Origin of the sequence: Aromatoleum toluvorans, assembly GCF_012910905.1 — a bacterium.
Lineage (GTDB): Bacteria > Pseudomonadota > Gammaproteobacteria > Burkholderiales > Rhodocyclaceae > Aromatoleum > Aromatoleum toluvorans.
The window spans coordinates 31,014-49,908 of the sequence record NZ_WTVN01000014.1 but is presented as its reverse complement, the minus strand read 5'-3'; the positions used below and the strand labels follow the sequence as shown (position 1 = coordinate 49,908).

The following is an 18,895-nucleotide window of genomic DNA, read 5'->3' as shown; positions in this document are numbered from 1 at the left end:
AAGCCGAAAATAATATCATGCGCCCCTTATGCCGCAACGAAGCGTTATTCCGGATCCGTTCAAGTTCGCAGCCGAAGGCCGCAGCCTGACCGGTGCCATTCCGCTGGCTGAATTGTCGCGCTTGGCCGACGTGCTGCTGGACAAGTCCGGCGAGGTGCAGTTCAGTCTGGCCGGCGAGATGGGCATCGATCGCAAGCCTCGCATGCGGCTCGCCATTACCGGCGAGTTGCGCGTGCGCTGCCAGCGTTGCCTTAGTTCGATGGCGTGGCCTCTCGGGGTGGATGTGTTGTTCGAGCTGGTGAGGCCCGGTCAGCCGATCCCGGAAGACGAGCTGGAAGAAGACGAGTTCGATGCGATTGAAGCGACGCCCGACATGGATGTGAGGGCGTTGGTAGAGGATGAGATCGTGCTGGCGGTGCCAATCGCGCCTCGGCATGAAGAGTGTGAGGCGCCCCGCCCGGATGGTGGCGCCGTAAAGGAATCGCCGTTCGCGTCGCTTGAGAAGTTACGCAAGACTGACAGCGCGGAATAGGCGCGATATTTGTACTAGGAGTTTTTCATGGCCGTTCAGCAGAACAAAAAATCCCCCTCCAAGCGTGGCATGCATCGTGCCCACGACTTCCTGACCAACCCCCCGCTCGCGGTCGAAGCGACCACCGGCGAAGTTCATCTGCGTCATCACATCAGCCCGAGCGGTGTGTATCGCGGCAAGAAAGTCGTCAAGACCAAGGGCGAATAAGTCCGGTCCCTCAAGGCGGCGCAGCGCTTCGGGCGCCTGCGCCGTTTTTTCATCCCGATTCCCTGTTCGAATTGCACGAAAACACGATGGGTGTCACCGTTGCGATAGATTGCATGGGTGGCGATCATGGCCCGTCCGTGACGGTGCCGGCTGCGCAGGCCTTTCTGCGTAACCATCCCGCGGCGAAGGTGATTCTGGTCGGGCGCCCGGACGCGCTCGAACAGGCTGTCGCCGCGATCGGCAATGGTTTCGGCGATCGCCTGTCCGCCCAGGTGGCGTCCGAGGTCGTCGAGATGGACGACCCTCCCGCAATCGCCATGCGCACGAAGAAGGATTCGTCGATGCGTGTGGCGGTGGACCTCGTCAAGGCCGGCAAGGCCCAGGCGGCAGTCTCTGCAGGAAACACCGGCGCCCTGATGGCGATCTCGCGTTTTGTCCTCAAGACGCTCGACGGTATCGATCGGCCTGCGATTGCCACGATCCTGCCGACGCGCAAGGGGCAGGTGTACGTCCTCGATCTCGGTGCCAACGTCGATTGCGAGCCCGAGCACCTGCTTCAGTTCGGTATCATGGGGGCGATGCTGGTGTCGGCGGTCGAGCACATGGACCGTCCGTCCGTCGGCCTGCTCAACATCGGCGAAGAGGCGATCAAGGGTAACGATGTCGTCAAGCGCGCGGGCGAACTGCTTCGCACGAGTGGGCTGAACTTCTACGGCAATGTGGAAGGGGACGACATCTACAAGGGAACCACCGATGTCGTCGTGTGCGACGGCTTTGTCGGCAATGTGGCCCTGAAGACATCCGAAGGGCTCGCGCAGATGCTCGCAGCGTTCCTCAAGGAAGAATTCAGCCGGAACCTGCTGACGAAGGCAATGGCGGTCGTTGCGATGCCTGCGCTCAAGCGCTTCAAGAATCGCGTCGATCACCGTCGCTACAACGGCGCCGCCCTCGTCGGTCTGCGCGGCGTGGTGGTCAAGAGTCATGGCTCTGCCGACGTCTATGCGTTCGAGCAGGCCATTCACCGGGCTGCCGAGGCTGCATCCAACCGTCTGGTTGAGCGCATCAGCGAGCGCATGGTGGCAATGGGGAGAGCAGCATGATCTATGCACGAATCGCCGGCACCGGAAGCTTCCTGCCGGGCGATCCGGTCAGCAACGACGATCTGGTGGCGCGTGGCATCGATACGTCGGACCAGTGGATTGTCGAGCGTACAGGCATCCGCATGCGCCATCTGGCCGCTCCGGAGGTCACTTCGAGCGATCTCGCCTGCGAAGCGAGCCGTCGCGCCATCGAGGCTGCCGGACTCCAGCCGGAAGACATTGATCTTCTCATTGTTGCGACGTCCACGCCCGACTGCATCTTCCCGAGCACCGCGACGCTGCTTCAGTCAAAGCTCGGCATTCGCAATGGTGCCGCTGCGTTCGACGTGCAGGCCGTGTGCACCGGTTTTGTTTACGGCTTGACGATCGCGGAGAAGTTCATCCGCTCCGGCAGCCACAAGCGCGCCCTGGTGGTGGGCGCCGAAGTGTTCTCGCGCATCCTCGATTGGTCGGATCGCGGTACCTGTGTGCTGTTCGGTGACGGTGCTGGAGCTGTCGTGCTCGAGGCTTCGGACGCGCCGGGGGTCCTGTCGACCTCCCTGCATGCGGACGGCAGCCATCATCCGATCCTCTGCGTGCCGGGCGCCGTCGCCGCGGGGCAGGTGATCGGGGATCCGTTCCTGCGCATGGACGGTCAGGCCGTGTTCAAGTTCGCCGTGAAGGTGCTGGGCGAAGTCGCACACGAGGTGCTGGCGCAGGCTGGTGTCGAGGCCGGGCAGGTGGATTGGCTGATCCCGCACCAGGCGAACATCCGCATCATCCAGGCGACCGCCAAACGGCTCGGCGTGCCGATGGACAAGGTGATCACCACGGTCGACCGCCACGGCAACACGTCCGCCGCCTCGATCCCGCTCGCGCTCGATCTGGCCGTTCGTGACGGGCGTATCCGTTCGGGGCAGCGAATCGTGATCGAAGGCGTCGGCGGAGGCTTTACCTGGGGCGCCGCGCTGCTCCAATTCTGAGACAGGACAAGAACAATGGCTTTTGCACTGGTGTTTCCGGGACAGGGTTCCCAATCCGTGGGAATGATGGCAGGTTACGGTGACCGCGCCGAGATCCGCGACACCTTTGCCGAGGCGTCGGACGCGCTCGGCGAGGATCTCTGGCAGATGGTCAATGACGGGCCCGCCGAGCGTCTGGCGCTCACCGTCAATACACAGCCCCTGATGCTGACCGCCGGTGTCGCCGCCTATCGTGCATGGCTCGCCGCAGGCGGCCCGAAGCCGCAGCTGGTGGCCGGCCACAGTCTCGGCGAGTATTCCGCGCTCGTCGCCGCGGGGGCGCTGGCCTTTGCCGATGCGGTGCCGCTCGTGCGTTTCCGCGCGCAGGCGATGCAGGAAGCCGTGCCGGCCGGCGAAGGCGGCATGGCCGCGTTGCTGGGGCTGGAAGTGGAGGCCGTTCGGGAGGCCTGCGCCGAGGCCGCACAGGGCGAAGTGGTGGAGGCTGCCAACCTGAACGCGCCGGGCCAGATCGTGATCGCCGGCGCCAGGGCGGCGGTCGAGCGCGCAATCGAAGCTGCGAAGGCGCGTGGCGCCAAGCGCGCGATGCTGCTGCCGGTGAGCGCGCCTTTCCACTGCGCGCTGATGAAACCGGCCGCCGAGCGCCTTGCCGAGCGTCTCGCGTCGGTGGCGATCGGCAAGCCCGGGATTGCCGTGCTCAACAACGTCGATGTCGCAGCCTACGACGACCCGGCAAAGATCCGCGACGCACTGGTGCGTCAGGCCTTCTCGCCGGTGCGCTGGATCGAACTCGTTCAGGAAATGGCGCGGCGTGGCATGGGCCACATCCTCGAGTGCGGCCCGGGCAAGGTCCTCGCAGGCATGACCAAGCGGATCGCGGGTGAGGTCCAGGGCGGATCGATCCACGATGCCGCCGGTCTCGAACAATCCATTGCCGCCTTGAGGTGATTTCAATGAGTTTTTCGCTCGAAGGGCAGGTGGCCCTCGTTACCGGTGCTTCCCGGGGAATCGGCCGGGCTGTGGCCCTCGAACTGGGGCGCCTCGGTGCGACCGTCATCGGTACCGCGACCTCGGAGTCCGGCGCCGCGGACATCGAAACGGGTCTGCAGGAGGCCGGCGTCAAGGGGGTCGGGCTGGCGCTGAATGTCACCGACGTGGCTGCCTGCGAAGCGGCGATCGGCGACATCGAGAAGCGCTTCGGCGCCGTCGGGATCCTCGTGAACAATGCGGGCATCACGCGTGACAACCTCGCCATGCGCATGAAGGACGACGAGTGGGATGCCGTCATCGACACCAATCTGAAGGCGGTGTTCCGCATGTCGCGGCTCGTCATGCGCGGCATGATGAAGGCGCGCGGCGGCCGCATCATCAACATCACGTCGGTCGTCGGCAGCGCCGGCAACCCGGGACAGGCGAACTACGCGGCGGCGAAGGCCGGTGTCGCCGGCATGAGCCGCGCGCTGGCGCGCGAGCTGGGCAGCCGCAACATCACCGTGAATTGCGTGGCGCCCGGCTTCATCGACACCGATATGACCCGCGCGCTGCCTGAAGCCGCGCGTGAAGCCCTGCTGGGCAATATCGCGCTCGGACGCCTTGGCCGTCCGGAAGAAATCGCCGGGGCGGTGGCATTCCTCGCCTCGCCCGCTGCCGCGTACGTGACGGGCACGACCCTGCACGTCAACGGTGGTATGTACATGTCGTGATCGCCGGCGGCGATAGCGGTTGCCGTCCTTTTTGGTAGAATACGCCGGCTTTTTTTCTTACATATCTGGATCATTCTGGGAAGGAGTTAGTTCATGGAGAACATCGAGCAGCGCGTCAAGAAAATTGTCGCCGAACAACTTGGTGTGAACGAGTCGGAAATCAAGATCGAGTCCTCGTTCGTCGACGATCTGGGCGCGGATTCGCTGGATACCGTGGAACTGGTCATGGCGCTCGAGGAAGAGTTCGAGTGCGAAATCCCGGACGAGGAAGCTGAGAAGATCACCACGGTTCAGCAGGCGATTGACTACGTCAACGCCCACCTGAAGAAGTAATTCTGATTACCGGAGCGAACATTGACCCGTCGCAGAGTCGTCATTACTGGCCTGGGCATCATCTCCCCGGTCGGCAATACCGTTCCGGAGGCCTGGGACAACATCGTCAACGGCCGCTCCGGTATCGGCGAGATCACGCGCTTCGATACCTCCAACTTCCCGGTGAAGATTGCCGGTGAAGTGAAGGGGTTCGACATCGGCGCGTATCTCTCGCCAAAAGAGGCCCGCCGCATGGATGTGTTCATCCATTACGGCATGGCTGCCGGCATCCAGGCGTTCAAGGATGCCGGGCTGGAGGTTACCGCCGAGAACGCCGAGCGCATCGGCGTCAACCTGGGTTCGGGCATCGGCGGTCTGCCGATGATCGAATCGACCCACGACGATTACCTGAAGGCCGGGGCGCGCAAGATTTCCCCGTTCTTCATCCCGGGCACCATCATCAACATGATCGCCGGCAACCTGTCGATCATGTTCGGCCTGAAGGGGCCCTGCCTGGCGATGGTGACCGCCTGCACGACCGCAACGCACTGCATCGGTGAGGCCGCTCGCCTCATCCAGTACGGCGATGCCGACGTGATGGTCGCGGGGGGCGCCGAGTCGACCGTGACGCCGCTGGCGGTTGGCGGCTTCGCTTCCGCCCGCGCGCTCTCCACGCGCAATGACGACCCGCAGACGGCGAGCCGCCCGTGGGACAAGGGTCGGGACGGCTTCGTGCTGGGCGAAGGCGCCGGTGTGCTGGTGCTCGAAGAGTACGAGCATGCGAAGGCGCGTGGCGCGAAGATCTATGCCGAAGTCGTCGGCTACGGCATGAGCGCCGATGCGTACCACATGACCGCTCCGTGCGAGGACGGCAACGGCGCAGCGCGCTGCATGACCAATGCGATGCGTGATGCCGGCATGTCGCTCGACGAAGTCGACTACATCAACGCGCACGGCACGTCGACGCCGCTGGGCGACCTCGCGGAAACGACGGCAGTGAAGCGTTGTTTCGGCGATCGTGCGAAGTCGATAGCGGTCAATTCGACGAAATCGATGACCGGCCACCTGCTGGGTGCTGCCGGCGGTGTCGAGGCGGTCTTCACGACGCTGGCCCTGCATCACCAGATCGCACCGCCGACGATCAACATCTTCGAGCAGGACGAGGGCTGCGACCTCGACTACGTGGCCAACAAGGCACGGCCGATGGAAATCCGGGCGGCGCTGTCGAATTCGTTCGGCTTCGGTGGCACCAACGGAACGATCGCGTTCCGCCGCATCTGATCTGGGGATGCGGTAGCCGGTGCGCTATCCGCTGGAAATCGAGCTTCGGCCGTCGAGGCTGATGCACATGACGAACGCCGCGATCCATGCGATCGCGGCGTTTGCATTTGTGCGCTCGTCGCTGCCACTGCTGCTGGTGATCGCGGCCGTTGGCTGGCTCATGGTCTCGCTACGGGCAAGCATCGGCGCCGAGCGCGAGAAGGCCGGCTTGCGGCTGCTGCTGGAAGAGGGCGGCGAGCTACGCGTTGCTCCGCCAGGTGGGGACCGGCGTCGCGTGGTCTATGCCAACGCCGCGGGAAGCTGCGCCGATTTCGGTTGGGCGGTGTGGATTCACTGGCGCGGCGCGCGCGTCAGAGGGGCCCGGGCCAGGCTCCTGAATGGTGCAATGATGCTCGTGCGAGACAATCTGGGTCAGGATGACTGGCGCGGCCTGAAGATCTGGCTCAGGCACAAGGTGGACGCGGCGCAGACGCGCACGCCCGGAGACGATGCTCCGGCACGGCGCCCGTCCTGACCCCGGCGGTTCGGGGAGTTTCCGCGTTCAGCGCCGGCGCGACGGTCGCAATACGGTGGGACGTGCGACCGGGAGCGTGTCCGGGTAGTCGCGCGAGCTGTGCAGGCCGCGACTCTCCTTCCGACGCAGGGCACAGCGCACGATGAGGTCGGCGGTGACGACGAGGTTGCGGAGTTCGAGCAGATCGTTGCTGACGCGGAAGTGCGAATAGAACTCGTTGATCTCCCGCGCCAGCAGCCGGATGCGGTGTTGTGCGCGCTGCAGTCGCTTCGTCGTGCGCACGATGCCGACGTAATCCCACATGAAACGCCGCAGTTCGGCCCAGTTGTGTGAAATGACGACTTCCTCGTCGGCGTCGGTCACCCGGCTCTCGTCCCACTCGGGGAGCTTCGGCAGGGCGTTGCGCGGTCGGGAGAGGATGTCGTTGGCCGCGGCTTCACCGAAAACCAGGCATTCGAGGAGCGAGTTGCTGGCAAGACGGTTGGCGCCGTGCAGACCGGTGTAGGCGGATTCGCCGACGGAGTAAAGGCCCGGTACGTCGGTGCGTGCGGCGAGGTCGGTGACGATGCCGCCGCACGTATAGTGCGCCGCCGGCACGACGGGAATCCCCTCGCGCGTGATGTCGATACCGAGTTCCAGGCAGCGCGCATGGATGTTCGGGAAGTGTTCGCGCAGCCACTCGGCGGGCTTGTGACTGATGTCGAGGTAGACGCAGTCGATGCCGTGCCTCTTCATCTCGAAGTCGATCGCACGGGCGACGATGTCGCGGGGCGCGAGTTCCGCACGTGGATCGTGTGCGGGCATGAATCGCGTGCCGTCGGGAAGTCTGAGCAGTCCGCCTTCGCCGCGCACTGCTTCCGAAATCAGGAAGGACTTCGCTTGCGGGTGGTACAGGCAGGTCGGGTGGAACTGGATGAACTCCATGTTTGCGACGCGGCAGCCGGCGCGCCACGCCATCGCGATGCCGTCGCCTGTCGCTACGCTCGGGTTCGTCGTATACAGGTAGACCTTGCCGGCGCCGCCCGTGGCAATGACGGTGTTGTGAGCGCCGATCGTGACCACGCGGTTCGCGGCAATGTCGAACACGTAGGCGCCGAGGCAGCCCCGGCCGGGCTCGCCGATCTTGTCGCCGAGCACGAGGTCGACGGCGATGTGGTTCTCGAGAATCTCGATGTTCGGATGCTTGCTCACCTGTTCGCTGAGCGTCGCCTGGACTGCCGCGCCGGTGGCGTCGGCGGCGTGAATGATGCGCCGGTGCGAGTGGCCGCCTTCGCGTGTGAGGTGATAGCCGAGGCTCGACTGGTCCTCGCGCGTGAAGGGGACGCCGCGTCCGATCAGCCATTCGATGGCCGCCTTGCCGTGTTCGACGACATAGCGCGTGGCCTTCGCGTCGCACAGGCCGCCGCCCGCGATGAAGGTGTCCTGGATGTGGGCTTCGATGCTGTCCGAGGTGTCGAGGACGGCAGCAATGCCCCCTTGCGCCCATGCGCTGGCACTGTCGGAAATTGCGCGTTTGGTGACGAGGGCGACGCGGAGGCGGTCTGCGAGGCGCAGTGCAATGGACTGCCCGGCCGCACCGCTGCCGAGGATGAGTACGTCGTATTGTTTTGACAAGATCGTTTGTGCAAAAGGATCGACAGGTGGGGAACTATATCACGTCCGTCGTAGCGTTCCGGAACGCCCGCCCCGGCAGCGTTTTGTGCATCACGGAAAACCCCTCTGGGCTCTGAACTATTTCAAGGCGTGCCGGTCTTCTGATTAGCTTCGACTTTGCCGGAGACACGGTCGGGTCGCTATACTGGCGCGGATTTTGCCCAACATAGAGAAACGACCCGCCCATGAGCGATCGCGAGATAGATCAGCAGCTTGTCGAACGCGTTCAGCGCGGCGACAAGCAGGCGTTCGGCTTGCTGGTAGCCAAGTACCAACGCAAGCTGCACAGGCTGCTGTCCCGTCTGATCCGTGATTCGGCAGAGGTCGAAGACGTGGCCCAGGAAACCTTCATCAAGGCATATCGCGCCTTGGGTTCGTTTCGTGGCGACAGTGCGTTTTACACGTGGCTTTACCGTATCGGAATCAATACCGCCAAGAACTATCTGGTTTCACAGGGCCGACGGGCTCCGACCTCGACGGGGTTCGATTCGGAGGAAGCCGAGACGTTCGAGGAAGGCGAGCAGTTGCGTGACATCAACACGCCTGAGCGTCTGATGATGACGCGGCAGATCGGCCAGACGGTGGATCAGGCGATGGAGGCGCTGCCGGAGGAATTGCGTACGGCGATCATGCTCAGGGAGCTCGAAGGACTGAGCTACGAGGAGATCGCGAGCATCATGGATTGTCCGATCGGAACCGTGCGTTCGCGGATCTTCCGCGCGCGCGAGGCCATTGCGGAAAGACTGCGGCCGCTGCTGGACACGGCACCTGATAAACGTTGGTAGGTGGTACTCATGAAGGACAAATTGTCGGCACTTCTGGATGGTGATCTCGACGAGCAGGCGGCGCACCCGGTGTTCGAATCGATGCGGCGCGATCCCTCGTTGCGCACCGACTGGGAGGCGTATTGCGTGATCGGTGACGTGCTGCGCGGCGACCGTCACGGTAGCGCCGGTTTTATCGGGCGCGTGATGGCGGGCATCGACGATGAGCCGACGCTGCTCGCCCCGCCGGTACGGGCGGTTCCTGTTCCTGAAAACGGGCGCGCGTGGCGTTCGTTGATGCCGCTGGCCGCCTCGCTGATGGGAGTGGCTGCGGTCGGATGGGTTGCGCACGCGCTGTACAGCGATCAGGGGCCCGGGACGGGCAGGGCGATCGCGGTTGCGCGGGCTCCGGTGGTTGTCAGTCCCGTAGCGGTGAGACCGGTCGCGGTTGCTCCGACGCCTGCCGCGGTCGTCGACCCGACTCGCGAATATCTCTTCGTCCATCAGGCGATGTCCGGTGGCGGGCCGATCTCGGGCGTGATCCAGCACGTGCGCACCGTCTCCGATGTCGGCCAGGACAGTGGTCGATGACTCGTCTGTCGGCTGTCCTGGCGGTCTGCGCAGCATTGATGCAGGCGCCGGCGTTTGCGGAATCCCTGGGTGACCCCCTGTCCTGGCTGGGGCGCGTGGCGACCGCGGGCCAGCGCCTCAACTATTCGGGCACCTTCATCTATCAGTCGGGCAAAAATTTCGAGACCTCGCGCATCGTCCACATGAGTGATGCCAACGGCGAGCATGAGCGGCTCGAAGTCCTCGATGGCAGTCCGCGCGAGGTGATCCGCAGCAACAGCGAAGTGCGATGCGTTCTGCCGGACCAGAAGACGGTCATCGTCGACCGTCCCGGCACCCGCCGTGCGTTTCCTTCGCGGCTGCCCGTTGCGTTCGGTGGCCTGGCCGAGAACTACCGCATCCGCAAAGGCAATGTAGGCCGTGTGGCTGGGCTGGATGCGCAGCAGATCATTCTCGAGCCGAAGGACGATCTGCGCTTTGGCTATCAGCTATGGGCCGAATTGCAGTCCGGATTGCTGCTCAAGGCACGCACGATTGATGAGCGCGGCGAGATCGTCGAACAATTCACTTTCAGTGACGTGAAGATCGGCGGGGAGATCGGCAGCGACGCCTTTCGCCCGCGCAATGTGAAGCACAGCGACTGGCGCATCGTGCAGGCCAACGGCGTGGAGGTGCGCAAGGAAGAGAGCGGCTGGGTGCTGAATGCGCCCTTGAACGGCTTCGCGCTCATGTCGGTGATGCGCAGGCCGCTCGGACGTGACCGCGGCGAGGCGCTGCACATGGTGTATAGCGACGGGCTGGCGTCGATTTCGGTGTTCATCGAGCCCAATGACGGATCGCGTGCGGAACTGGGACCGTTCGCCAGTGGTGCGATCAATATCTACAAGCGCGTCGTGGGGCAGCATCTCGTGACGGCGTTGGGCGAGGTGCCGTTGCGCGCGGTCCAGCGCCTGGGTGATGCGGTCGAGCCGGTGGTGCGATGAACGAGGCGCAGGGCGTGGTCGAACGCGTGGAGGGCGATCGCGCGTGGGTTCGCCTCACCGAGCGGGCCGGCGGTTGCGGGCGGTGCGACGAACCCGGCGGATGTCGTTCGACGGGGCTCGCGTATGCTTTCAAGGCGCCGAACGCGGTGTTTTCGATTCCCAATCCGATCCATGCCGAGCCGGGCGAGTTGGTGCGCCTGCGCATGGACGATGGTGCGCCGCTGCGGGGGGCATTGATGGGTTACGGCTTGTCCGCAAGCCTGCTGCTGATTGGCGCGGCTCTCGGCACCGCGTTGGCACAGGGCGGAGGCGAAGATCTGGCTGCGGCGGCGGGCGGCGTTATCGGCCTCGCCGTGGCCTTTGCGGTCAATCGCATGGCGTTTCGCAGCCGAACGCTGCGCAGCGGGTTCGAAATCGAGATGCTGCGCGGTAGTGTTCGTTGCGGCCCGACTCGCGCGGAGCGGGAATGACACTGCTCCGTTTTGGCCGTGCCTGCATCTTCGCGCTGGCGTGCGTGTTTGTCGTGCCGGCGGCCGAGGCGGTCGGGAGCCTGATCGCGCTGCCTGATTTCACGCAGCTTGTACAACGGCATGGCGCGGCGGTCGTGAATATCAGTGCTGCGCAGGCCGGAAAGGCGGGTGGACCGGGGTTCCCGGGGCTGAGTCCCGACGACCCGATGTTCGACTTCTTCAAGCGCTTTGTTCCGCGCAAACCCGAGCATCCCCGTATCGATCCGGACAACAAGTCGTTGGGTTCCGGCTTCATCGTCAGCGCGGACGGCTACATCCTGACCAATGCGCATGTCGTCGCCGAGGCGGACGAGATCATCGTTCGCCTGGTCGATAAACGCGAGTTCCGTGCGCGCGTGGTGGGGGCGGACGCGCGCTCCGATGTCGCGCTGATCAAGATCGATGCGACCGACCTGCCGCGCCTGACGATCGGCGACCCCGACAAGCTCCAGGTCGGCGAATGGGTGGTCGCGATCGGCTCGCCCTTCGGGTTCGACCATTCCGTGACGGCGGGCATCGTCAGTGCCAAGGGACGCAGTCTCCCCGACGAGAATTTCGTGCCCTTCATCCAGACGGATGTGGCGATCAACCCCGGCAACTCGGGCGGGCCGCTGTTCAACCTGAGGGGCGAGGTCGTCGGGATCAACTCGCAGATCTACAGCCAGACGGGCGGATTCATGGGGCTGTCGTTCGCGATTCCGATCAATCTCGCGATGGAGATCCAGAACCAGCTCAAGGCCAGCGGGCGTGTGCAGCGCGGCCGCATCGGCGTCGCGATTCAGGAAGTGACCCGCTCGCTCGCCGAGAGCTTCGCGCTGCCGCGTGCGGAAGGCGCGCTCGTCAGTGCCGTCGAGTCCGGCGGGCCGGCGGCGAAAGCCGGTATCGAGCAGGGTGACGTGATCGTGCGTTTTGCCGGCAAGGCCGTCGAGGAGTCCAGCGACCTGCCGCGGATCGTGTCCTCGAGTCGACCGGGGACGCAGGTCAGCCTGTCCCTGTACCGGAACGGTGCGTTGCGCGAGGTCAATATCACGGTCGGCGAGTGGACTGACGATGGGCGTTCGCGCGTCCGGCGGGGCGAGCGCTCGCAGCCGGCGCCGAACAAACTCGGTCTGGTGCTTGCCGTTCCGAGCCCGGCACAGAAACGCGAGCGGAATGTGGAGCACGGGCTGGTCATCGAGCGGGTACAGGGCGCCGCGGCAAGGGCCGACCTGCAGCCCGGCGACATCGTTCTTGCAGTCGTCATGAGCGGGCGGCAGGTCGCCTTGAAGACGGTCGAGGGTTTCTCTCGCTTGGCTGCCGAAGTGAAGGACGGCCAACAGGTGACATTGCTGGTGCACCGGGGTACCGGGACGAGTTATGTGACCCTGAGGGCGGGCGAGTGAGTGGCGCGCGCGAATTTACCGTGATGAGCCGCGAGTGGTGTCACCTGTGCCACGACCTCGTCGGACAGTTGCAGCCGCTCGCCGCCGAACTCGGATGGGCGGTTCGCGTCCTCGACGTGGATGCCGATCCGCAACTGGAGGCGAGGTGGGACGAACTGGTCCCGGTGGTCCTGGCCGGAGACACGGAACTGTGTCACTACCATCTGGACGAGGCGGCGATCCGTGCCTATTGCGGGCGTTTTCCGCTAGAATCCGCGGCTTAGCCGATTCAACCGATTCATCCTGGGTGCCGCATGGCACCTTTCTTTTGTTGGCGCATGCAACACATCAGAAATTTTTCCATCATCGCCCACATCGATCACGGCAAGTCCACGCTGGCCGATCGGCTCATCCACTATTGCGGCGGCCTGTCGGACCGCGAGATGGAGGAGCAGGTGCTCGATTCGATGGACCTCGAGCGCGAGCGCGGGATCACGATCAAGGCGCAGACCGCCGCCCTGCAATACAAGGCGAAGGACGGGCAGGTCTATAACCTGAACCTGATCGACACGCCGGGACACGTCGACTTCTCGTACGAAGTCAGCCGATCGCTGTCGGCCTGCGAGGGGGCGCTGCTGGTGGTCGATGCGTCGCAGGGCGTCGAGGCGCAGACGGTGGCGAACTGCTACACGGCCATCGAGCAGGAGGTCGAGGTCGTTCCCGTCCTCAACAAGATCGACCTGCCTGCGGCGGATCCCGACAATGCGCGCCAGGAGATCGAGGACGTCATCGGCGTCGATGCGTCGGAGGCGGTCCTGTGTTCGGCCAAGACCGGTCTCGGCATCGAGGATGTGCTCGAGACGGTGGTGCGTCGCGTGCCGCCGCCCAAGGGCGATCCGGCTGCGCCGTTGAAGGCGCTGATCATCGACTCGTGGTTCGACAACTACGTCGGCGTCGTGATGCTGGTACGCGTCGTCGACGGGGTGCTGCGGCCGAAGGACCGCATCCTGCTGATGGCCACGGGGGCGCAGTATCCGTGCGACCAGGTTGGCGTGTTCACGCCGCGCTCGGTTGCGCGCAGCGAGCTGTCGGCGGGCGAGGTGGGCTTCATCATCGCCGGCATCAAGGAACTGCAGGCGGCCAAGGTCGGCGACACCGTGACGCTCGCGAGCCGGCCGGCGGCCGAGCCGCTACCGGGCTTCAAGGAGATCAAGCCGCAGGTGTTCGCAGGCCTGTATCCGGTCGAGTCGAGCGAGTACGACCAGTTGCGCGATTCGCTGGAGAAGCTGCGCCTCAACGATGCTTCGCTGCAGTTCGAGCCCGAGGTTTCGCAGGCGCTCGGGTTCGGCTTCCGTTGCGGCTTTCTCGGCTTGCTGCACATGGACATCGTGCAGGAGCGTCTCGAACGCGAGTTCGACATGAACCTGATCACCACGGCGCCGACCGTGGTGTACGAAGTGGTGATGAACAGCGGCGAAGTGATCCACGTCGAGAATCCTTCGAAGCTTCCCGACCTGTCGAAGATCGCCGAGATCCGCGAACCGATCATCACGGCGACCATCTTCATGCCGCAGGATTATGTCGGTCCGGTCATCACGCTGTGCAACCTGAAGCGTGGCGTGCAGGTGGATATGCGCTACCACGGCCGCCAGGTGCAGCTGATCTACGATCTGCCGATGAACGAAGTCGTCATGGACTTCTTCGACAAGCTGAAATCGGTGTCGCGCGGCTACGCGTCGCTCGATTACGAATTCAAGGAATATCGCGCGGCCGATCTGGTGAAGCTCGACATGATGGTCGGGGGCGAGAAGGTCGATGCGCTGTCGGTGATCGTGCATCGCGCTTCGGCGCAGTACCGCGGCCGTGAAGTGGCGGCGAAGCTGCGCTCGCTGATTCCGCGCCAGATGTTCGACGTTGCGGTCCAGGCGGCGATCGGCTCGCACATCATCGCGCGCGAAACGATCAAGGCGCTGCGCAAGAACGTGCTCGCGAAGTGCTACGGCGGTGACATCACCCGCAAGAAGAAGCTGCTCGAGAAGCAGAAGGAAGGCAAGAAGCGCATGAAGCAGGTCGGCAACGTGGAAATTCCGCAGGAGGCCTTCCTCTCCGTGCTGCGGGTGGACGAAGGCAAGTGAGCGGCGCGCCGCTGCAGTGAATCGCGACGAAACGGAGTCTGTGTGAATTTTGCGCTGGTGTTGTTCCTGCTGCTGGTGGCGACGGCGATCCTGTGGGTCATTGACCGGTTCTACGCGCGCAAGCGCCGCGCGCCGGGGGCGCCGGCGCCGTGGTGGGTGGAGTACGGAGCCAGCTTCTTCCCGGTGATCCTGATCGTATTCGGCCTGCGCTCGTTCATTGTCGAACCGTTCAAGATTCCGTCCGGCTCGATGATTCCGACCCTGCTGGTCGGCGACTTCATTCTGGTGAACAAGTGGACGTACGGCATCCGCCTGCCGGTGATCAACAAGAAGATCATCGAGGTGAATACGCCCAGACGCGGTGACGTGATGGTCTTCCGCTATCCGGCCGATCCGTCGATGGACTACATCAAGCGCGTCGTCGGCCTGCCGGGCGACAAGATCGAATACGTCGACAAGCGCCTGCGCGTCAACGGCGAACCTGTGTCGATGTCCCCGCAGGACGACTATCTGCATCCCGATCGCCTGTACTACTCGCCGCGCTTCTCGGAAAAGCTCGGCGCGGTGGAGCATTCGGTGCTGATCGAGCGCGACGTGCCGCCCTTCGTGCCGCAGGTGCTCGATTATCCGCATCGCGAAAACTGCACCTATACTACGGCCGGCGTGCGTTGCACCGTACCCGAAGGACATTACTTCGTGATGGGTGACAATCGCGACGCGAGCAGCGACAGTCGCGTGTGGGGTTTCGTTCCGGATGAGAACATCGTCGGCAGGGCGTTCTTCATCTGGTTCAACTTCAATGACATGAAACGGATTGGCGGATTCCACTGATACGGAGATGGCATGCGGATGAGGAAATGGCAGAAGGGCATGAGCCCGATCAGCGTACTGATTGTGGGCGGTCTGCTGGGTTTCGTGCTGCTGATCGGCTTCCGTGCCGTTCCCGCGGTGAACGAGTACCTCGCGATCCAGCGCATCATCAAGAAGGTGGCCGACGAGGGCGACGGGGGTGCATCGATCGCCGACATGCGCAGGAGCTTCGAGCGCCGCGGTCAGATCGATGACGTGGTGACGGTCACCGGTGCGGATCTCGACATCCGGAAGGAAAGCAACAAGGTCGTGATCGATGTCGAGTACGCTCGCAAGGTTCCGGTGGTCGCCAATGTCAGCCTGTTGATCGATTTCCAGGCGTCTTCGACCGGACGATAGTGATAGTCAATCTGGATCGGCTCCAGCGTCTCATCGGGCATCAATTCGGCGACCCTTCGCTGCTGGAGCAGGCACTCACGCACCGCAGCTTCGGCTTGCCTAACAACGAGCGGCTGGAGTTTCTGGGCGACAGCATCCTGAACTGCGTGGTGGCGATAGCGCTGTTCGAACGCTTCGGCGAGCTGCGCGAAGGAGAGATGTCGCGCCTGCGCGCCTCGCTCGTGTGCCAGGACGGCCTGCATCGGATCGCGCGTGAGCTCGATCTGGGCGAATACCTGCGTCTCGGCGAAGGAGAGCTGAAGAGCGGCGGTTTCCGGCGCCCATCGATCCTGGCCGATGCGCTGGAGGCCACGTTCGCGGCGGTCTTCCTGGATCGCGGTTTCGATGCCGCGAAGGCGGTGATCGATCGCCTGTATGCCCCGCTCATTGCGGCAATCGATCCGCAGGTCGCGTCGAAGGACCCGAAGACCGCGTTGCAGGAACACCTTCAGGGGCGCAGGCTGCCGCTGCCGACCTACACGACCGTGAAAGTGCATGGCGAGGCGCATGCGCAGGAATTCGAAGTCACGTGCGAGGTCAACGCGCTGAAGATCCGTACCACCGGGCGCGGCACGAGCCGTCGCGCCGCCGAGCAGCAGTCGGCCGAGAACGCGCTGGCGCAGTTGAGGAAGTCATGAATCTGGATGCACACGCCGAGAACGGGGCGGCAGCAACGCCCGAGGGATTCCGCACGGGGTTCGTCGCCATCGTCGGTCGCCCCAATGTCGGCAAATCGACGCTGTTGAATCGCCTGATCGGACAGAAGATCAGCATCGTGTCGCGCAAGGCGCAGACGACACGGCACCGCGTGACCGGCATCCTGACCAACGCGCAGGCGCAGTTCGTCTTCGTCGACACGCCGGGCTTCCAGACCAAGCATCGCAATGCACTCAACCGTTCGATGAACCGCACGGTGTCGCAGGTGCTCGCCGACGTGGATCTCGTGCTCTTCGTGATCGAGGCGGGTCGCTTCGGCGAGGACGACCGCAAGGTGGTCGAGGTGCTACCGCGCGAGGGGAAGGTCGTGCTGGTGATCAACAAGGTCGACCGGCTCGCCGACAAGACCCAGTTGCTGCCCTTCATTGCGCGCGTCAAGGACGTCCATCCCTTTACCGAGGTCGTGCCGCTCAGTGCCGAAAGAGGGACCAACGTCGAGCAGCTTCTGAAGGCGGTGACGCCTCTGCTGCCCGAGGGCGCGCCGATGTACGGCGAGGACGAGATCACCGACCGCAGCGAGCGCTTTCTCGCGGCGGAGTTCCTGCGCGAGAAGCTGTTCCGGCTGCTCGGCGACGAACTGCCTTACGGCATTGCGGTGGAAGTGGAGAAGTTCGAGACCGAAGGAAGCCTGCGGCGTATCCATGCCGCGGTCGTGGTCGATCGCGCCAGCCATAAGGCGATCGTCATCGGCAGGGGCGGCGAGCAGCTCAAGCGCATCGCCTCGGAAGCGCGCGTGGAACTCGAGCAACTGTTCGACGGCAAGGTCTTCCTCGAGGTGTGGGTCAAGGTCAAGAGCGGCTGGGCCGACGACGAGCGTGCGCTCAAGAGCCTGGGCTACGAGTAAGGCCTGCGGGCGCGTGTTCCCGTGAGCCAGAAGCAGCGCGTAGACCAGCAGCCCGGCTTCGTCCTGCATACGCATCCCTGGCGCGAGACGAGCCTCATCGTCGAGGCGTTCTCGCGCGATCACGGGCGCATCGCGCTGGTCGCGAAGGGGGCGCGGCGCCCGCTGTCGGCCCTGCGTGGCGTCATAATGGCGTTTCAGCCGCTCCTGCTCGACTGGTCCGGCGGCGGCGAGGTCAAGACGCTGGTGCGCGCCGAACGCTGCGGCGGGCAGCCGCTGCTGACCGGTCGTGCGCTGATGTGCGGCTATTACCTGAACGAATTGCTCGTGCGCCTGACGCCGCGCGAGGATCCGCATCCCGCCCTGTTCGACGCCTATGCACGGGCGATCGCGATTCTGGCGCGCAATGAGCCCCAGGAGCCGGTGCTGCGCCGATTCGAACTCGCGTTGCTGCGCGAGCTCGGCTACGGAATCGGCCTGGATACCGACAGCGACTCGGGCGAGTCCGTCGAGCCCGGCGAGGACTACGTCTATATAATCGAGCGCGGTCCGGTGCGGATGCCCGGCGGGACGGGCGATCTGCCGTCGGTGAGCGGGCAGACCCTGCTCGACCTGGAGCACGACGATTTCTCGCGCGCGGAAACGCTGGCGCAGAGCAAGGCGCTGCTTCGGATGCTGATCAATCATTACCTCGGCGGGCAGACCTTGCAGTCGCGCCGGGTTCTTAAGGAGTTGCTGGAGCTGTGATCGAACTCGGCGTGAATATCGACCATGTGGCGACGCTGCGTCAGGCGCGCCGTACCTGGGAGCCGGACCCGGTGTGGGCGGCCGTGGAGGCGCACCTCGGGGGCGCGGACGGCATTACCGTTCATCTGCGCGAGGATCGGCGTCATATCCAGGACGAGGACGTGCGCCGCTTGCGCGAGCTCACGCAGGTCAAGCTGAACCTGGAGATGGCCGCGACGGACGAAATGGTCGGGATCGCGTGTCGGCTCAAGCCCGAGATGGCGATGCTGGTACCTGAAGGTCGGCACGAAGTGACGACCGAAGGGGGCCTCGACGTGGTCGCGCAGGAGTCGCGCCTGAAGGACGTGGTCGGCCGTCTGGCGGACGCCGGGATCGTCACGAGCGTGTTCATCGATGCCGAGATCGCACAGGTGGAGGCCGCTGCGCGGATCGGGGCGCAGGTGTGCGAGATCCATACCGGGCCTTATGCACATGCCTTCCACAATGCCGGAAGGGACGCCGAGAGTGCATCCGTGCTCGCGGAGATCGCGAAGGTCCGCGAGGCGGGGGAGGCGATCCGCGGACTGGGGATGCGCTTCAATGCCGGTCACGCCCTGAACTATTACAACGTGCAGCCGATCGCGCGGCTTGCGGGCGTGCGCGAACTGCACATCGGCCACTCGATCGTCAGCCGTGCGGTGTTCGCCGGCATGCGCGAGGCCGTTCGGGAGATGAAACGGCTGATGCGCGAGGCAGCCGGGCAGGGCAGCTGAGCTTCGC

The 18,895-nt window shown here is 64.5% G+C and carries 23 protein-coding genes; 22 read left to right on the top strand and 1 reads right to left on the bottom strand.

Translation table 11 applies throughout. The features are described 5' to 3' along the window. Positions 1-28: 28 nt before the first annotated feature. The 9 genes from GPA22_RS10860 to GPA22_RS10820 all read left to right on the top strand — a co-directional run bounded on the left by GPA22_RS10860 (position 29) and on the right by GPA22_RS10820 (position 6,608). The gene (locus GPA22_RS10860) at positions 29-532 is read left to right on the top strand and encodes a YceD family protein (RefSeq protein WP_169256091.1); all 504 of its coding nucleotides are present in this window, start codon (positions 29-31) and stop codon (positions 530-532) included. 27 nt (positions 533-559) lie between these two features. Further along, complete coding sequence (gene rpmF, locus GPA22_RS10855) at positions 560-739, top strand: 50S ribosomal protein L32 (RefSeq protein ID WP_018992335.1); 180 nt, start codon at positions 560-562, stop codon at positions 737-739. Between the two features lie 86 nt (positions 740-825). Further along, on the top strand, positions 826-1,839 hold the full coding sequence (gene plsX, locus GPA22_RS10850; protein WP_169256090.1) for a phosphate acyltransferase PlsX: 1,014 nt from the start codon (positions 826-828) through the stop codon (positions 1,837-1,839). Continuing rightward, positions 1,836-2,801, top strand: coding sequence for a beta-ketoacyl-ACP synthase III (locus tag GPA22_RS10845; RefSeq protein WP_169256089.1), 966 nt, complete (start codon positions 1,836-1,838; stop codon positions 2,799-2,801). Before plsX ends, GPA22_RS10845 begins: the two co-directional genes overlap by 4 nt. 15 nt (positions 2,802-2,816) lie before the next feature. Beyond that, positions 2,817-3,746, top strand: coding sequence for an ACP S-malonyltransferase (gene fabD / locus GPA22_RS10840; protein ID WP_169256088.1), 930 nt, complete (start codon positions 2,817-2,819; stop codon positions 3,744-3,746). Positions 3,747-3,751: 5 nt separating this feature from the next. Further along, positions 3,752-4,501 (top strand): 3-oxoacyl-ACP reductase FabG, encoded by a 750-nt coding sequence (fabG, locus tag GPA22_RS10835; protein ID WP_169256087.1) that lies wholly within the window; start codon positions 3,752-3,754, stop codon positions 4,499-4,501. Positions 4,502-4,594: 93 nt separating this feature from the next. Next, complete coding sequence (gene acpP, locus GPA22_RS10830) at positions 4,595-4,834, top strand: acyl carrier protein (RefSeq protein WP_004255952.1); 240 nt, start codon at positions 4,595-4,597, stop codon at positions 4,832-4,834. A gap of 21 nt (positions 4,835-4,855) precedes the next feature. Next, entirely contained in the window at positions 4,856-6,094 is a 1,239-nt protein-coding gene (fabF, locus tag GPA22_RS10825; RefSeq protein WP_169256086.1) for a beta-ketoacyl-ACP synthase II, read from the top strand. A gap of 19 nt (positions 6,095-6,113) precedes the next feature. Continuing rightward, entirely contained in the window at positions 6,114-6,608 is a 495-nt protein-coding gene (locus tag GPA22_RS10820; RefSeq protein ID WP_169256085.1) for a protein YgfX, read from the top strand. A gap of 27 nt (positions 6,609-6,635) precedes the next feature. Here GPA22_RS10820 and nadB read toward each other — a convergent pair whose 3' ends face one another. Then, complete coding sequence (gene nadB / locus GPA22_RS10815; protein WP_169256084.1) at positions 6,636-8,222, bottom strand: L-aspartate oxidase; 1,587 nt, start codon at positions 8,220-8,222, stop codon at positions 6,636-6,638. A 224-nt stretch (positions 8,223-8,446) separates the two neighbouring features. On the opposite strand from nadB, the gene rpoE reads away from it, so the two are divergent. Genes rpoE through GPA22_RS10750 form a run of 13 tightly spaced genes read left to right on the top strand, consistent with a single transcriptional unit; the run spans position 8,447 to position 18,888 of the window. Continuing rightward, the gene (rpoE, locus tag GPA22_RS10810) at positions 8,447-9,046 is read left to right on the top strand and encodes an RNA polymerase sigma factor RpoE (RefSeq protein ID WP_121429434.1); all 600 of its coding nucleotides are present in this window, start codon (positions 8,447-8,449) and stop codon (positions 9,044-9,046) included. A gap of 9 nt (positions 9,047-9,055) precedes the next feature. Then, positions 9,056-9,616, top strand: a complete 561-nt coding sequence (locus GPA22_RS10805; protein WP_169256083.1) for a sigma-E factor negative regulatory protein — start codon at positions 9,056-9,058, stop codon at positions 9,614-9,616. Then, positions 9,613-10,578 (top strand): MucB/RseB C-terminal domain-containing protein, encoded by a 966-nt coding sequence (locus GPA22_RS10800; protein WP_169256082.1) that lies wholly within the window; start codon positions 9,613-9,615, stop codon positions 10,576-10,578. Before GPA22_RS10805 ends, GPA22_RS10800 begins: the two co-directional genes overlap by 4 nt. Then, positions 10,575-11,048 (top strand): SoxR reducing system RseC family protein, encoded by a 474-nt coding sequence (locus GPA22_RS10795; RefSeq protein ID WP_169256081.1) that lies wholly within the window; start codon positions 10,575-10,577, stop codon positions 11,046-11,048. The genes GPA22_RS10800 and GPA22_RS10795 overlap by 4 nt, the downstream gene beginning before the upstream one ends. After that, the gene (locus tag GPA22_RS10790; RefSeq protein WP_169256080.1) at positions 11,045-12,469 is read left to right on the top strand and encodes a DegQ family serine endoprotease; all 1,425 of its coding nucleotides are present in this window, start codon (positions 11,045-11,047) and stop codon (positions 12,467-12,469) included. The genes GPA22_RS10795 and GPA22_RS10790 overlap by 4 nt, the downstream gene beginning before the upstream one ends. Before the next feature lie 23 nt (positions 12,470-12,492). Continuing rightward, positions 12,493-12,732, top strand: coding sequence for a glutaredoxin family protein (locus tag GPA22_RS10785; RefSeq protein WP_169256141.1), 240 nt, complete (start codon positions 12,493-12,495; stop codon positions 12,730-12,732). Between the two features lie 54 nt (positions 12,733-12,786). Then, positions 12,787-14,583 (top strand): translation elongation factor 4, encoded by a 1,797-nt coding sequence (lepA, locus tag GPA22_RS10780; RefSeq protein ID WP_169256079.1) that lies wholly within the window; start codon positions 12,787-12,789, stop codon positions 14,581-14,583. Between the two features lie 42 nt (positions 14,584-14,625). Beyond that, positions 14,626-15,414, top strand: coding sequence for a signal peptidase I (gene lepB, locus GPA22_RS10775; protein WP_169256078.1), 789 nt, complete (start codon positions 14,626-14,628; stop codon positions 15,412-15,414). A gap of 12 nt (positions 15,415-15,426) precedes the next feature. Further along, entirely contained in the window at positions 15,427-15,792 is a 366-nt protein-coding gene (locus GPA22_RS10770) for a DUF4845 domain-containing protein (RefSeq protein WP_169256077.1), read from the top strand. Further along, complete coding sequence (gene rnc, locus GPA22_RS10765; RefSeq protein ID WP_169256076.1) at positions 15,792-16,469, top strand: ribonuclease III; 678 nt, start codon at positions 15,792-15,794, stop codon at positions 16,467-16,469. Before GPA22_RS10770 ends, rnc begins: the two co-directional genes overlap by 1 nt. Next, the gene (gene era, locus GPA22_RS10760; RefSeq protein ID WP_169256075.1) at positions 16,466-17,392 is read left to right on the top strand and encodes a GTPase Era; all 927 of its coding nucleotides are present in this window, start codon (positions 16,466-16,468) and stop codon (positions 17,390-17,392) included. Before rnc ends, era begins: the two co-directional genes overlap by 4 nt. A gap of 21 nt (positions 17,393-17,413) precedes the next feature. Beyond that, positions 17,414-18,136, top strand: coding sequence for a DNA repair protein RecO (recO, locus tag GPA22_RS10755; protein WP_169256074.1), 723 nt, complete (start codon positions 17,414-17,416; stop codon positions 18,134-18,136). Then, positions 18,133-18,888, top strand: coding sequence for a pyridoxine 5'-phosphate synthase (locus GPA22_RS10750; protein ID WP_169256073.1), 756 nt, complete (start codon positions 18,133-18,135; stop codon positions 18,886-18,888). The genes recO and GPA22_RS10750 overlap by 4 nt, the downstream gene beginning before the upstream one ends. Positions 18,889-18,895: the final 7 nt, after the last annotated feature.

Coding starts and splice junctions, on each gene's coding strand:
- fabG (WP_169256087.1), top strand. CDS start 3,752: ATGAGTTTTTCGCTCGAAGGGCAGGTGGCCCTCGTTACCGGTGCTTCC.
- GPA22_RS10770 (WP_169256077.1), top strand. CDS start 15,427: ATGCGGATGAGGAAATGGCAGAAGGGCATGAGCCCGATCAGCGTACTG.
- era (WP_169256075.1), top strand. CDS start 16,466: ATGAATCTGGATGCACACGCCGAGAACGGGGCGGCAGCAACGCCCGAG.
- GPA22_RS10785 (WP_169256141.1), top strand. CDS start 12,493: ATGAGCCGCGAGTGGTGTCACCTGTGCCACGACCTCGTCGGACAGTTG.
- GPA22_RS10860 (WP_169256091.1), top strand. CDS start 29: ATGCCGCAACGAAGCGTTATTCCGGATCCGTTCAAGTTCGCAGCCGAA.
- GPA22_RS10845 (WP_169256089.1), top strand. CDS start 1,836: ATGATCTATGCACGAATCGCCGGCACCGGAAGCTTCCTGCCGGGCGAT.
- fabD (WP_169256088.1), top strand. CDS start 2,817: ATGGCTTTTGCACTGGTGTTTCCGGGACAGGGTTCCCAATCCGTGGGA.
- GPA22_RS10795 (WP_169256081.1), top strand. CDS start 10,575: ATGAACGAGGCGCAGGGCGTGGTCGAACGCGTGGAGGGCGATCGCGCG.
- acpP (WP_004255952.1), top strand. CDS start 4,595: ATGGAGAACATCGAGCAGCGCGTCAAGAAAATTGTCGCCGAACAACTT.
- GPA22_RS10800 (WP_169256082.1), top strand. CDS start 9,613: ATGACTCGTCTGTCGGCTGTCCTGGCGGTCTGCGCAGCATTGATGCAG.
- plsX (WP_169256090.1), top strand. CDS start 826: ATGGGTGTCACCGTTGCGATAGATTGCATGGGTGGCGATCATGGCCCG.
- GPA22_RS10790 (WP_169256080.1), top strand. CDS start 11,045: ATGACACTGCTCCGTTTTGGCCGTGCCTGCATCTTCGCGCTGGCGTGC.
- lepA (WP_169256079.1), top strand. CDS start 12,787: ATGCAACACATCAGAAATTTTTCCATCATCGCCCACATCGATCACGGC.
- rpmF (WP_018992335.1), top strand. CDS start 560: ATGGCCGTTCAGCAGAACAAAAAATCCCCCTCCAAGCGTGGCATGCAT.
- rpoE (WP_121429434.1), top strand. CDS start 8,447: ATGAGCGATCGCGAGATAGATCAGCAGCTTGTCGAACGCGTTCAGCGC.
- GPA22_RS10805 (WP_169256083.1), top strand. CDS start 9,056: ATGAAGGACAAATTGTCGGCACTTCTGGATGGTGATCTCGACGAGCAG.